Source organism: Streptomyces sp. NPDC001502 (assembly GCF_042894785.1).
In the GTDB taxonomy this organism is placed as follows: Bacteria; Actinomycetota; Actinomycetes; order Streptomycetales; family Streptomycetaceae; genus Streptomyces; species Streptomyces kutzneri.
Genome location: NZ_JBIAVW010000028.1, coordinates 91664 through 104777, shown reverse-complemented (window position 1 = coordinate 104777; position 13114 = coordinate 91664). Strand labels below are relative to the sequence as shown.

Annotated in this window: 10 protein-coding genes; 4 read left to right on the top strand and 6 right to left on the bottom strand. The window is 74.2% G+C overall.

The genetic code is table 11. The annotated features are described in order from the left end of the window. Positions 1-186: 186 nt before the first annotated feature. On the bottom strand, positions 187-561 hold the full coding sequence (locus tag ACFY0D_RS34875) for a DUF3499 domain-containing protein (protein ID WP_390801923.1): 375 nt from the start codon (positions 559-561) through the stop codon (positions 187-189). A gap of 90 nt (positions 562-651) precedes the next feature. Between ACFY0D_RS34875 and ACFY0D_RS34870 the strand changes: the two genes are divergently transcribed. Then, positions 652-1131, top strand: coding sequence for a metallopeptidase family protein (locus tag ACFY0D_RS34870; RefSeq protein ID WP_390801922.1), 480 nt, complete (start codon positions 652-654; stop codon positions 1129-1131). Between the two features lie 45 nt (positions 1132-1176). Here the strand turns inward: ACFY0D_RS34870 and ACFY0D_RS34865 are convergent, their stop codons facing one another. The 3 genes from ACFY0D_RS34865 to ACFY0D_RS34855 form a co-directional block, all read right to left on the bottom strand. Next, positions 1177-2661 carry a DUF5719 family protein gene (locus ACFY0D_RS34865; RefSeq protein WP_390801921.1) on the bottom strand — a complete coding sequence of 495 codons (1485 nt, stop codon included), beginning with the start codon at positions 2659-2661 and terminating at the stop codon, positions 1177-1179. Next, positions 2658-6320 carry a glycosyltransferase family 2 protein gene (locus ACFY0D_RS34860; protein WP_390801920.1) on the bottom strand — a complete coding sequence of 1221 codons (3663 nt, stop codon included), beginning with the start codon at positions 6318-6320 and terminating at the stop codon, positions 2658-2660. Before ACFY0D_RS34860 ends, ACFY0D_RS34865 begins: the two co-directional genes overlap by 4 nt. Positions 6321-6618: 298 nt before the next feature. Beyond that, entirely contained in the window at positions 6619-6882 is a 264-nt protein-coding gene (locus ACFY0D_RS34855; RefSeq protein ID WP_003983763.1) for a WhiB family transcriptional regulator, read from the bottom strand. 629 nt (positions 6883-7511) lie between these two features. On the opposite strand from ACFY0D_RS34855, the gene ACFY0D_RS34850 reads away from it, so the two are divergent. From ACFY0D_RS34850 to ACFY0D_RS34840, 3 genes are all read left to right on the top strand, one after another. After that, positions 7512-8060 carry a cysteine dioxygenase gene (locus tag ACFY0D_RS34850; RefSeq protein ID WP_390801919.1) on the top strand — a complete coding sequence of 183 codons (549 nt, stop codon included), beginning with the start codon at positions 7512-7514 and terminating at the stop codon, positions 8058-8060. A gap of 92 nt (positions 8061-8152) precedes the next feature. Continuing rightward, positions 8153-9112: a 2-phospho-L-lactate transferase gene (gene cofD, locus ACFY0D_RS34845; RefSeq protein ID WP_390801918.1), complete on the top strand. Its 960-nt coding sequence runs from the start codon at positions 8153-8155 to the stop codon at positions 9110-9112. 5 nt (positions 9113-9117) lie between these two features. Then, positions 9118-10407, top strand: a complete 1290-nt coding sequence (locus ACFY0D_RS34840; RefSeq protein WP_390801917.1) for a coenzyme F420-0:L-glutamate ligase — start codon at positions 9118-9120, stop codon at positions 10405-10407. Between the two features lie 88 nt (positions 10408-10495). Here the strand turns inward: ACFY0D_RS34840 and ACFY0D_RS34835 are convergent, their stop codons facing one another. Both ACFY0D_RS34835 and ACFY0D_RS34830 read right to left on the bottom strand, forming a co-directional pair. Beyond that, a complete protein-coding gene (locus ACFY0D_RS34835) occupies positions 10496-11488 on the bottom strand; it encodes a DNA-3-methyladenine glycosylase family protein (RefSeq protein ID WP_390801916.1) in 993 nt (330 codons plus the stop codon). 163 nt (positions 11489-11651) lie between these two features. Further along, positions 11652-13040 carry a peptidoglycan recognition protein gene (locus ACFY0D_RS34830; protein ID WP_390801915.1) on the bottom strand — a complete coding sequence of 463 codons (1389 nt, stop codon included), beginning with the start codon at positions 13038-13040 and terminating at the stop codon, positions 11652-11654. Between the last annotated feature and the right edge of the window lie 74 nt (positions 13041-13114).

Sequence of the window (13114 nt, the reverse complement as noted above, 5' to 3'; positions counted from 1 at the left end):
TCCACGAACGCGGCACCGAACAACCCGGCCAGGGACTCGTCCCACTCGTCCGGCACGACGCCACGCACGTCATACGCCTTGACGATGTTCGAAAGATCTGCGGCCACTGCCTGCCCTCCTGAAGGTCCTGTGCGGTTCAGCAAAACCTACCCTGAACCAGGAGCAGCTCTTCAGGCCACCGGAGCGTCAGGAATCGGGCGATCTCAGGACGCGCAGGTGTCCACGACGGGTCTCGCCGGTGGACGGACCGCCCTGGCCGGGGCGGCCGGCCTCGGCCGTGCGACCCGGCGGGCGGGCGGCTTCGCGGACGGCGTTGGCGAGGGCTTCGAGGTCGTCGCCGCTGGGGCGGGACGGCCCGGAGCCGTCGGACAGGCGCACGACGTCCCAGCCCCGTGGGGCGGTCAGGCGCTCCGAGTGCTCGGCGCACAGGTCGTAGCAGTGGGGTTCGGCGTAGGTGGCGAGCGGGCCGAGAACTGCGGTCGAATCGGCGTAGACGTACGTCAGTGTCGCGACGGCAGGGCGGCCGCACGCGGTGCGCGAACAGCGACGTACAAGGCTCACGACGTTGGACGGTACCGCACTCTTGACCGGGCCGCGACGACTCCACCGCCGCTCACTCCCCCGTGTCGTGCTCGGAGCTACCCTGCGGGGGTGACCGACACCCCTCTTCCTCCTTGCCCCGCCGAGCCCCCCACGGGGACCCGAGCCGAGCCGCGCCCGCGTCGGCGGGACCGGCACGGGCGGGGGATGCGCGGTCCGGTGGCCCCTCCTCAGGTGCCGCTGTCGGCGAGCCGGTCGGAGCTGTTCGGGGACCTCGTACGGGATTCCGTGGAGCGGCTGGAGCGGCACTGGCCGCAGCTGGCCGACGTGGAGTTCCTGATCGGTGACGTACCCGGGCCGCCGGGCGGTCCGGACGGCGGCTGGAACGACGAGGCGGTGCCGCTGGGCGCGGTGTCGGAGTCGCGCGAGGGGCGGCCCGCCCGGATCGTGGTCTTCCGGCGGCCGGTGGAGATCCGTACGAAGACGCGGGACGAGAAGGCGATGCTGATCCACGAGATCGTGGTGGAGCAGGTGGCGGAGCTGCTGGGGCTCTCGCCGGAGACGGTGGACCCCCGGTACGGCCAGGACTGAGTCCGTCCTGCCGCCGCGTACCGGGGGCGCCCCGTCATCCGGTCGTCATCGCGTCAGGACGGAGAGGTCCTGGGCGGCCTTGGGGACCGAGACCGTGGAGTGGTCGTCGGAGAGGCCCTGGACGGTGAACATCGCGATGCCCTCGTGCGGGAGGGACAGGGTGCGGGCCGCGTGGACCGGGCCGCCCGAGAGGGTCTCGACGGTGAGGGCGTAGGAGCCCTTGCCGCCCGCCGGGGCCAGGGAGAGCATCTGCGTGGTGCCCGCCTTGACGGTGACCTCCTGGGAGGCCGCCTCGCCGCCGCCGGTGCCCGGCGAGGCGGTGACCTTGACCTTCGCGTCGGCTCCCGGGGCCGTCAGGGCCAGCGTGGTGGTGTTCTCCTCGGGCCGGTTGTCGGCCACGGTCGCCCGTGCTCCGACCGGCCCGGTGGCGGGGATGAAGCCGATCTCCTGTTTGGCGCCGCTGCCGCGGACCACCCGTACCGCCGCGACGACCGGGGCGGACTTCTTGGGGTCGGAGGGGGTCAGCAGGAGCGAGCCGGCCTCGCCGCGGGTCAGGTCCTTGAGGTCGACGGCTGCCGTCATACCGGCCTTGACGTGCAGCTGTTCGTTGCCCGCCGGGCTGATCGAGCCGCCGGGTGCGGCCAGGCGCACCTTCAGCTCCGCGTCCTCCTCGCCCGGTACGAAGACGACCAGCCGTACGGAGGCGGCGTCCGCGGGGATGCCCGGCAGGACGAGCGAGCCCGCCGGGTCGGCGGAGGCAGGCAGCCAGTCGGCGCCCACCGCCTCCTCGCCGACCTGCACCGATGCGCCCACCCGGCCCGCGCGGGTGGTCACGTGGGCGGTGGCGTCCGCGAGCTGGGCGCCCGGGACCAGGGTGGACAGCAGGACGGTCTTGGTGGACTTGGGGTCGACCCGGATGCTCTCGCTGGTGCCGGCGTCGGGCTTGGCCGGACCGTCCGGGCCGAAGAGCTTGATGTCGACGATGGCCGCGGCGTCGTCGGGGTTGGTGAGGTGGACGTAGTCCTCGCGTCCCTTGGCGGTGCTCACCGCGGGGAACCAGAAGTCGGTGCCGGGTGCGGTGCAGCCGACGCCGAGCACGCCACGGGTCCGGCCGACCGAGACCTTGGTGGTCAGCTGCGCGGTCCAGCCGGGGGCGAGGACCCCGTCGGCGCTGCCGGTGAGGGCGGGTGCGTCGGCGCCGCTGGCGGTGGCCCCGAGGGGCTTGCCCGGCTCCTTGGGTTCCAGCACCGGCTTGGCGTCCTTGGTCGCGCCGAGCAGCCGGGCCGAGCCCTTGCCCTCGCCGGCGGGCGCGCCGGGGGTGAAGGCCGTGTACGTGGTCTCGGCGATGTCCGAGGAGCTGGGCCCCGGGCACACCAGCAGGGACCGCTCCACCGGCATCCGGGCGGCGGCCGCCGCCTTGCCGTCGGCCGCCTTCCCGTCGGCGGCGGGTGCGGTGAGGGCGGCGACGCCGGTGAGGGCGGCCAGGGCCGCGGTCACCGCCGCCAGCGTCAGGGGTGCGCGCTGCTTCACTGCTGGGGGCTCCCGTCCGGACGCGGGTCGTGCGGTGCGTGGGGGTGGTGGGGGTCGTACGGCTGGTACGGCTCGTACGGGTAGGTGTACTGCTGCTGGTCCGGGTCCTGGACCGGCTGGTGCTGGGGCTGGGGCGGGTACGGGTCCTCGTAGGCCTGACCGTTCTGCCCGCCCTGACCACCGTGCCCGCCCTGACCGCCGTACTGCGGGTACTGGTCGTACGGGGTCTGCTGCTGCGACTCGTACGCGTAGCCGCCCTGGTCGCCGTACGCCTGGTACGCGTAGCTGTCGTCGCCGTACACCGGCTGTGCCGGGATCTGCGCGTACGGGTCGGCGACCGCCGCGGTCTCCACCGGTACGGGGGCCGGTTCGGCCTCGGCGCGCAGCCGGCGGGCGCGGCGGCCCTCGCCGGCCTCGCCTGGGGCGGGCCGGTCCTGGAGCGCGGCCTCCTCGTCCGGCAGGTCGTCGTCGAGTTCCGCGCGGCGGCCGGGCAGGGCCATCACCAGCAGGACCAGGGCGAGGAGGCCCTGGACCCAGTACCAGGCGGTCTGCAGCAGGGAGTCCTCGTGGACGAGGTCGAGGCGCCCGCCGTCGGCGGGCAGTTCGAAGCCCTGTGCCCAGCCGTCGAGGGTCTTGGGCTTGAGGGGCTTGCCGTCGAGGGTGGCCTGCCAGCCTTCGTCGGCCCGGTCGGCGATGCGCAGGACGCGGCCCGCGTCACCGGCGGGGATCTTGCTGTGGGCCTCGACGGGTCCGGCGGCGACCGGGATCGGGGCCTCGCCCTGCTTGCCGGAGACGATGACCGCGCGCGGCAGCCAGGGTTCGACGCCCCACAGGGCGGTGCCGTCCTGCTGGTGGCGGCGGCTGAGGCCCGGGGTGGCGTCGAGGACGCGGCGGATCTCCTCGGGGCCGCCGGGGCGGAACATCACGAAGCGGATGGCGAAGGCGCTGAGCTGGCTGGACTGGTCGGCGCCGGAGCCGGCGACGAGGTTGGAGACGACCTTGTCGAGGCGGGCGTCGCCGCCGGTGCGGGCGGTGACCTCCGCGTCGCCGATGCGGCCGCCGGAGCCTCGGACGAGGCTGTAGGAGACGGTGGCGGGCGGGTCCAGGTCGAGGATCAGGGTGCGGGTCTGGTTGTCGTCTCCGCCCGCGTCCGCGACGAAGGCCGGGACCTGTACGGGGTCGCGGCGCTGCAGCGGGCCGTCGGCGCCGGCGAGCATCCAGGTGGCGGCGGCGACCAGCGGGCCCACGGCGGCGGCCAGGGCGATGAGCGCGGCCAGCGGCTGGCGCCAGCCGAAGCTGCGGGCGGCGACGCGTTCCTTGGCTCCGTCGGCGCCGAGGGCGGCGGCCGTGAGCAGGGCGAGGCCGTAGACGAGGGTGGCGGGTCCGGCCCAGGCGGTGGGGTTGAGGACGACGGCGAGGAGCAGTCCGGCCAGGGCTGCGGCCCAGGCGGTGCGGACGGCGAAGGCGCGGTCGGTGCGCAGCAGGGCGGCCAGGGCGGCGAGGACGATTCCGGCGAGGACCGGTCCGGCGCCGGTGCCGGGGCCGCCGGGGCTGATGGCGAGCAGGCCGAGGGCGTCGGCGGAGCCGGCTCCGTAGGGCAGCCCGGCCTCGTGCAGGAGGCGGCCGGGGTGGGTGAGCAGGCCCAGTGACCAGGGGGCGAGCACGGCGAGCGGGACGGCGAGGGTGGCGAGCAGCCGCAGGCCGTACGCCTTCCAGTGCGCGCGGCGCAAGGCCAGCGCGCCGGTCCCGAGGACGGCGGCCAGCGGCCATACGACGGGGGTGAAGGCGGTGGTGAGGGTGAGCAGCAGCGTGTACGTCCACACCGCGCGCCGGCCGCCCCGCCGGTCGGTGGCTTCCGCGCCGTCGGCGAGGTCGAAGGCGGCGACGGCGGAGCGGGCGAGGAGGGGGAGCACGACGGCGAGGACGGCGGTGCCGAGGCGGCCGCCGGCGAGGGCTCCGGTCACGGCCGGGAGGAAGGCGTAGGCGATGGCCGCCCAGGCGCGCAGCAGCCGGGATTCGACGAGCGGCCGGGAGGCGAAGTAGGCGGTGAGGCCGGCGAGCGGGACGGATCCGACGAGCAGCAGGGTCAGGGCGGCCTGGGTGGAGCCGAACAGCAGGGTGGCGAGGGTGCCGAGGACGGCCAGGTAGGGCGGCGCGGAGGCGGTGGAGCCGGTGCCGACGGCGTGCCAGCCGTCGGTGTAGGCGGCCCAGAGTTCGGAGCCGCTGCCGGGGGCGGGCAGCAGGGCGCCGCCCATGAGGGAGCCGCCGCCGATCAGGGCGCGGCAGGCGGCGAGGGAGACGACGGCCAGGAGGGCGAGGAGGAGGGGTGCGGGGTTGCGGGCGAGCCGCTTGAGGCGGGCGAAGCGCTCGGTCTCCACCAGGTAGTCGCCGTCTTCGCCGGGGGCGTCGAGGACGCTGCCTCCGCCGTGCCGGCCCGCGGGGGCGGCGGCGGTGTCGCGGTCGCTGCCGAAGTAGCCGGCGAGCTGTTCCGCGTTGGCCCGCAGGGAGGCTCCCGGCGGGGGGAACAGCGGGCGCAGTTCGGCGGCGGGGACGGCGGGGCGGCGGCGGGCCTTGCGGGCGGCGAGGAGCCGGCCGGGGCGCAGGAGGGTGGCGAGCAGGCCGGTGAGTTCGTCGACGGCCTGGCCGGGGGCCTTGCCGATGAGGTAGCCGAGGGTGCGCAGCACGGTGCCGAGCAGGACGCGCAGCAGGACGTACGGCAGGGCGCGGCCGGAGCTGTTGGCGAGGATCGTGTAGACGGCGCCGGCCTTGTCGACGCGGTGCGGGCCGGCTGTGGTGCGTCCGGCGCAGTCGACGGTGCGGCGTTCGCGGGCGGCGGCCTCGGCGTGCCGCAGGACGGCGTCGGGGGCGACGAGGACGCTGTGGCCGGCGCTCTGGGCGCGCCAGCACAGGTCGACGTCGTCGCGCATGAGGGGCAGGCGCCGGTCGAAGCCGCCGAGCTCGTCGTAGACGTCGCGGCGGACCAGCATGCCGGCGGTGGAGACCGACAGGACGGGGCGGACCTGGTCGTGCTGGCCCTGGTCCTGTTCCCGGCGGTCGAGGCCGGTCCAGCGGCGGCCGCTGCGGGCGATGGTGACGCCGGCTTCGAGGAGCTGCTTCTTGTCGTACCAGCCGCGCAGTTTGGGGCCGATGACGGCGGCGTCGGGGTTCTCCTCGGCGACGCGGAGCAGTTCGGTGAGGGCGTCGGGTTCGGGGGCGCTGTCGTCGTGCAGGAGCCAGAGCCACTGGACGGGTTCGCCGTGGGGGAGGTCGGGCAGGTCGTACGTGTCGTCGCGCCAGGTGCGGCTGACGGGGTCCCAGCCGCTGGGGCGCTTGAGGTACGGGAGGTCCTCGGGGGTCAGGGTGCCCGCGGAGCGTGCGGCTTCGTCGACCGCGGTGCCGAAGCCGGTGCGGCGGGCGAGGTGCAGGACGTGGTCGTCGCCGAGGGCTTCGGTGAGCAGGCGCGCGGAGTCGTCGGCGCTGCCGGTGTCGGCGGCGATGTGGTTCTGCGCGGGGCGTTCCTGGCCGAGTAGGCCGGCGAGTGTCCGGGGCAGCCAGCGGGCGCCGTCATGGGCGACGAGGACCGCGGTGACGACGTGCCGGGGGAACTCGGGTGTGGCTGGGGCCTGGTAGGAGGCCGTCGACTGGCTGTGCAGGGACATCGCGGTACGGGCCCTCCGGCCGGGGGTCCGGGGGTGGTGTGCCCTCGGAGGCTGCTGGACAGCGCCCCACCCTAACGGCTGCCACGACAGCGGTCCGCCTCCTGCGGGGAAGGTGCAGGAGGCGGACCGTGTGCCGTGCCGTGTGTCGCGCTCGTCGTCCCGTTCGGCGCACTGTCCGTCATGCGTCGAAGTGCGCTCTGTGGTGGGTTCCGTGGTGCGTGCTGCGGTGCGTTCCGTGGTGCGTTCGATATGTCGTGCGATGTGCGGTAGGTGCCTGACCGGTGGTGCGTCGGCCGTTTCAGACCGCTGCCTTTTTCAGGCGGCGGCGTTCCCGCTCGGACAGACCGCCCCAGATGCCGAATCGCTCGTCGTTGGCGAGGGCGTACTCAAGGCATTCGGAGCGGACTTCGCAGGCGAGGCAGACCTTCTTGGCCTCGCGGGTGGAGCCGCCCTTCTCGGGAAAGAAGGACTCGGGGTCGGTCTGGGCGCACAGTGCGCGCTCCTGCCACCCGAGCTCTTCGTCCGCCTCCTCGACCAGCAGTTCCTGAAACAGCTCGGTCATGTGCGCCCCTCGCTCTGTCTGTGCGTCCCCGTGACGATGCCGTCACTGATTGCTACGTAACGACACGAGTGAAATTACAAGTGCGTGGCTCCGGGGCAGTCAAGCCGAGATCTGCTATTGGGCCCCTTATTCACTCTGCGGAACCAAGCCTATGCAGAAAGTGTTCATATCGCCAAAAATCGTGACACATGCCACCGGCGCCACAGGATGCCGCCTTTACCCGTATTCCACGTGCCACCTCCGGGTGGGGTTGCGGTCCGGCCGGAGAAGCGGCGCAGATCACATTCAGGTCACGGAAGTCGGGATCGGGTTTGAGCGCCGACACAGCGCCACATCCCCTGCCGCACACTGCACAAACCTTTCTCCGGGCACGGTAACCGGATGAGGTGAAACTTTTACCCCAAACCGGACATTGGGTTGACAGTCAGGCCCCCGAGCCGTTCTCCTTGTTTGCATGTCAGCGCCCGCAGCCACCACCCGGACCCCCATTCGTGGGTTCCTGTGCGCTGCCCAGGTTCGCTGTTGCTGTTGCAGCTGTTGATGCCCGCGGAGCCCCGGCTCCTCAGAGCTCCGGCCCGCCCCCGCAGCAACCGCCAGCACGACTGACATCCGTCGAGGTACCCCCCACGATGAACAGCACGCACAGCGCCACCCCCACCGCTTCCGCCTCTCCCGCCGCTCCCGCGACGGTCGAGAGCGACCTCCAGATCGCCGGCGACATCCTCGCCGTCCAGCACCTCCTCCAGCCTGCCCGCGAGCACCCGGCCACCGTCGCCGAGTTCGCCGGGCTCGCCCGCTCCATCGCCGAGGACCGCGCTTCCTGGGAGCACCTCGTCGAGTACGACGCCACCACCCGCTGGTACCACCGGCTGCGCACCGGCCCCGGTTACGAGGTCTGGCTGCTCAGCTGGGTCCCCGGCCAGGGCAGCGGCCTCCACGACCACGGCGCCTCCTCCGGCGTCATGACCGTCCTGGAGGGCGAGCTCACCGAGCACACCCCCCGCGGCCACACCAGCCACCGCCCCGGCACCCAGCGCGTCTTCGCCCCCGGCTACGCCCACGAGGTCGTCAACGACACCCTCGACGGCGCGGTCAGCCTGCACGTCTACTTCCCCGGCCTGACCGAGATGCCGATGCACAGCTGCTCCCCGGCCGAAACCGCGTCCGTACCGGCCTGACCTCCGCCCCCCGTCGGCAGTGCGGCCGACAGTCCCACCCGTCGCCCGACCACCACCCCTCGACGACAGCCTCCGGCTGACAGACTGTCTGCATGCGCATTGTTGTTCTGGCCGGCGGTATAGGCGGCGCCCGGTTCCTGTCCGGACTCAAGTCGGCGGTGCCCGACGCGGACATCACGGTCATCGGCAACACCGGTGACGACATTCACCTCTTCGGGCTCAAGGTCTGCCCCGACCTGGACACGGTGATGTACACCCTCGGCGGTGGCATCAACGAGGACCAGGGCTGGGGCCGCTCCGACGAGTCCTTCACCGTCAAGGAGGAACTCGCGGCGTACGGGGTCGGACCCACCTGGTTCGGCCTCGGCGACCGCGACTTCGCCACTCACATCGTGCGTACGCAGATGCTCGGCGCGGGCTACCCGCTGAGCGCCGTCACCGAGGCCCTCTGCGACCGCTGGCAGCCCGGCGTACGACTCCTGCCCATGTCCGACGACCGGGTCGAGACCCACGTCGCGATCACCGAGGCCGACACCGGGGAACGCCGCGTCATCCACTTCCAGGAGTACTGGGTCCGGCTGCGGGCCTCGGTGGACGCGGAAGCGGTCGTACCCGTGGGGGCCGAGCAGGCCAAGCCCGCCCCCGGTGTGCTGGAGGCCATCGCCGCCGCCGACGTGATCATCTTCCCGCCGTCCAACCCCGTGGTCTCGGTCGGCACGATCCTCGCCGTCCCCGGCATCCGGGACGCCGTGGCCTCCGCCGGGGCGCCCGTCGTGGGCCTCTCCCCCATCGTCGGGGGCGCGCCCGTGCGCGGGATGGCCGACAAGGTGCTCGCCGCGGTGGGTGTCGAGTCCACCGCCGCCGCGGTCGCCCTGCACTACGGGACCGGGCTGCTGGACGGCTGGCTCGTGGACACCTCGGACGCGGACGCCGTCGCCGAGGTCGAGGCCGCCGGGATCACCTGCCGCGCGGTGCCGCTGATGATGACCGACGTGGAGGCCACCGCGGAGATGGCCCGCGCCGCGCTGGCGCTGGCGGAGGCCTCCCGGTGACGCGGATGCCCGCTTACGAGGTGCGGGCGCTCGACGGGATCCCCGAGGTCAGGCCGGGCGACGACCTGGCGAAGCTGATCACGACGGCCGCCCCCGACCTGCGCGACGGGGACGTCCTGCTGGTCACCTCGAAGATCGTCTCCAAGGCCGAGGGCCGGATCGTGGAGGCCGACTCGCGCGAGGCCGCGATCGACGCCGAGACCGTACGGGTCGTCGCGCGCCGGGGTCCGCTGCGGATCGTCGAGAACCGGCAGGGCCTGGTGATGGCCGCGGCCGGCGTGGACGCCTCCAACACCGCCCCCGGCACCGTGCTGCTGCTGCCCGAGGACCCGGACGGCTCGGCCGCCGCGATCCGCGCCGGGGTGCGCGACACCCTGTCCGTGGACGTGGGCGTGGTCGTGACGGACACCTTCGGGCGGCCGTGGCGCACCGGGCTGACGGACGTGGCGATCGGCTCGGCCGGTGTGCGGGTCCTGGACGACCTGCGCGGCGGCACGGACGCGCACGGCAATCCGCTGAGTTCGACGGTGGTGGCGACCGCGGACGAGCTGGCCGCCGCCGGCGACCTGGTCAAGGGCAAGGCGGCCGGTCTGCCGGTGGCGGTCGTGCGCGGGCTGGCCCACCTCCTGGGCGAGGGCTCCTCGGCCCGGGACCTGGTGCGCTCACCGGCCGACGACATGTTCCGGCTGGGCACCTCGGAAGCGGTACGGGAAGCCGTGACGCAGCGCCGTACGGTACGGGCCTTCACCGCGGAGCCCGTGGACCCGGGCGCGGTGCGGCGGGCGGTGGCGGCGGCCGTGACGGCCCCGGCCCCCCACCACACGACGCCGTGGCGGTTCGTCCTGCTGGAGTCCGAGGCCTCACGGGTGCGGCTGCTGGACGCGATGCGGGACGCGTGGATCGCGGACCTGCGGGCGGACGGCAAGTCCGAGGAGTCCGTGGCGAAGCGGGTGCGGCGCGGGGACGTGCTGCGGGCCGCCCCGTACCTGGTGGTGCCGTGTCTGGTGACGGACGGCGCGCACCACTACGGGCACGCCCGGCGGGACACGGCGGAGCGGGAGATGTTCGTGGTCGCGATGGGCGCGGGCGTGCAGAACCTGCTGGTCGCGCTGGCCGGGGAGCGGCTGGGGTCGGCGTGGGTGTCCTCGACGATGTTCTGCCGGGACGTGGTGCGGGAGGTGCTGGAGCTGCCGCAGGACTGGGACCCGATGGGAACGGTGGCGGTGGGACACCCGGCGGCGGCCCCGGCGGACCGGCCGGGGCGCTCCGCGGCGGACTTCATCGAGGTGCGGTGACGCCTGCGGCGAGCCCGGCGGATCGGCGGGCCACCCCTGCCCTGCCGGGCGGGCCCTGGTCCGGCGGGGCGGGGACGCCCGGCACCCCCTAAAAGCGGCCGATGTCGCCGCGCGGCATGCGGGGCGCACGGCGGGGCGGGGTGTGGCCCGCGAGGAGGATGAGGCGGGCCGCGCGGTGGCGCTGGCCGGCGTACGGGGCGAGGAGCTCCAGCATGGCGGCGTCGTCGGCGTCGCGGTCGCCCACGAGGGCGTAACCGACGATGCCGGGCAGGTGGAGGTCGCCGGTGGTGATCGCGTCGGGGTGGCCGTTGCTGCGCTGGAGGGTTTCGGCGGAGGTCCACGGGCCGATGCCGGGAACGGCCTCCAGCCTTCGTACGGCCTCGGGCAGGTCCATCGCGGCCGCCTCCTCCAGGCGGTCCGCCACGCGGGCCGCCCGCACGATCGTGGCGGAGCGCTTGGCGTCGACCCCGGCCTTGTGCCAGTCCCAGGACGGGATCATGGCCCAGGTGCGGGCGTCGGGCACGACGTAGAGGTCCTGCGGCCCGGGCGCGGGCTCGCCGTACTGCCTCACGAGCCGGCGCCAGGAGCGGTAGGCCTCGTCGGCGGTGACCTTCTGCTCCAGGACCGTGGGGATCAGGGATTCCAGGACCAGGCCGGTCCGGGTGAGGCGCAGGCCGGGACGGCGGCGGTGGCTGGCGTGCACGAGGCGGTGGCGGGGTACGAAGGCGGCGGGATCGTCGCCCGCGCCGAGGAGTGCGGGCAGCTGTTCGAGGAACCAGCCGGCGCCGGGGCCCCAGGCCTCGGCGTGCACCTGTTCGCCCGCGCGGGACACGCGGAGGGTGGCCGGGCCCTGCGGGGTGCGGCCGGTGCGCCAGACCGAGCCGTCGGGGGTGGTGCGGAAGGTGGGGTCGGCGGGGCCGCGTCTGAGGGGGCCGAGGACGAGCCCGAGGTCGACCGGGCCGTCGGGGGTCCAGCGGCGTTCCTCGGCGCCGGAGCCGGCGGTGCTCCCCCGGCCCGGGGGGACGTCGGTGCGGCCGCCGCGGACCGCGGCGCGGGTGAGGGGATCGAAGCGGCCGGCCATGCGTCGAGCGTAGCCCGGCCCGGCCGCGTCTCCCCCGGGGCTCCGCCCCGGACCCCGCTCCTCAAACGCCGGAGGGGCTGAAAGATCGGGGTCCGGGGCGGAGCCCACAGGGGCCGAGGCCCGGGGACGGGGCCGCGCGTGTCCAACCTGCGACCGCCGGAGGCTACGGGCGGCCCTGGAGCTTTGCCGAGGCCTTGCGGGTGGCGCCCAGTTTGCCGTAGAGCTTCGTGCCCGGGCACTGGGTGGCGAAGCCGTCCCGGTGGCCGGAGATGACGTTCATCGACACGTTCTTGCCCTTGGGGTAGCGGTTGCCTCCGCCCGACGTCAGGGTGGTCTTCGCGCGCGGGTCGCGGCTGAAGAGGCCGAGCTTCCAGGCCGTGAGGCGGGCGACCGCGTCGACCGCCACCGCGGGCGGGGCCGAGGAGGTGAAGGTGCCCAGCACCGCGACGCCCATGCTGTTGGTGTTGAAGCCCATCGTGTGCGCGCCGAGGACCGCCTTGGAGACGCCGCCCGCGCGGCCCTCGTAGACCGTGCCGCACTTGTCGACGGCGAAGTTGTAGCCGAAGTCCCGCCAGCCGCTGCTGATCACGTGGTAGCGGTACAGGCTGCGCAGGACCGCGGGGGCGTCCTTGCAGGCGTAGTTGTTGCCGGAGGCGCTGTGGTGGACGAAGGCCGCCTTGACCGTGCTCGTGTAGACGAAGCCCGACTCGCGCAGGCTCTCGTCCGCGCCCCAGCCCTTGCGGGTGACGATCCTCGGGCGCGGACCGATGTACGGGGCGGCCGCGGCGGTCAGCTCGCCGTCGCTCGCGAAGACCGCGTCGGCGGTGGAGTCGGCCTTGTCGAGTGCGGTGATCTCGTTCGCGCCGAGCGAGGCGTGCGGGACGTTCGCGGCGGAGGACTCCGCCGTCTCCATCGTCATGGCGGGCACCGCCACCTCGCCCTTGCCGTCGCCGTCGGGGCCGGTGTTCTTGCCGTCGGAGCCCGCGGCCGGGGTCTCCGCGCCCGGGTCGACGAGCTCGATCCGCATGCCCGTGGGCAGCCGGGAGGGGGCGCGGGTGGCCGGGGCGCCGGATTCGGCCTGGACGCGGACCTCCACGGCGTCGGACTCGCCCACCCACAGCGGGGCGGTGGCGCCGCGGATCCGGCCGGAGCCGCGTTCCGCCGCGTCGGGGTCGGCGGCGTGCTCGCCGTTGTGGGTCTCGACGTCCTGCCAGTCCGACCAGGTGGCGGTCCGGGTGGACCGGGTCCGCACCTGGACCCGGCCGTGCAGTTCGGTGGCCGCGTCGTCCCAGACCACGCCGACCAGCGAGAACGTCTTGACCTCGCGTGCGGTCAGACCTTGCGTCTCGGGGCGGCTCGGGGAGGCGCTCATTCCGGGTACTCCGGGCGCTCGCGTCGCCGAGGGTCCCAGCGGGACGAGCGGCAGCGATTGGGTGGACCCGGCGGGGGTTACGGGGGCGGTCTCGGCCAGGGCGGGGGTGGGGAGCGCGAGGGGCAGGGCCAGTACGGCGGCCGTCGCGACGCCGATCGAGGAAGCAAGGAATCCACGCATGAAAAGGATGGTGAGCACGCGGATCGCCGGGCGCCATCCGAGAACTGACGCTCCGTCCGGCCCGCCGCGCGTAC

Excerpts from the sequence above, each read along its gene's own strand:
- ACFY0D_RS34860 (WP_390801920.1), bottom strand. The coding sequence starts at position 6,320 with ATGTCCCTGCACAGCCAGTCGACGGCCTCCTACCAGGCCCCAGCCACA.
- ACFY0D_RS34855 (WP_003983763.1), bottom strand. The coding sequence starts at position 6,882 with ATGACCGAGCTGTTTCAGGAACTGCTGGTCGAGGAGGCGGACGAAGAG.
- ACFY0D_RS34850 (WP_390801919.1), top strand. The coding sequence starts at position 7,512 with ATGAACAGCACGCACAGCGCCACCCCCACCGCTTCCGCCTCTCCCGCC.
- cofD (WP_390801918.1), top strand. The coding sequence starts at position 8,153 with ATGCGCATTGTTGTTCTGGCCGGCGGTATAGGCGGCGCCCGGTTCCTG.
- ACFY0D_RS34840 (WP_390801917.1), top strand. The coding sequence starts at position 9,118 with ATGCCCGCTTACGAGGTGCGGGCGCTCGACGGGATCCCCGAGGTCAGG.
- ACFY0D_RS34835 (WP_390801916.1), bottom strand. The coding sequence starts at position 11,488 with ATGGCCGGCCGCTTCGATCCCCTCACCCGCGCCGCGGTCCGCGGCGGC.
- ACFY0D_RS34830 (WP_390801915.1), bottom strand. The coding sequence starts at position 13,040 with ATGCGTGGATTCCTTGCTTCCTCGATCGGCGTCGCGACGGCCGCCGTA.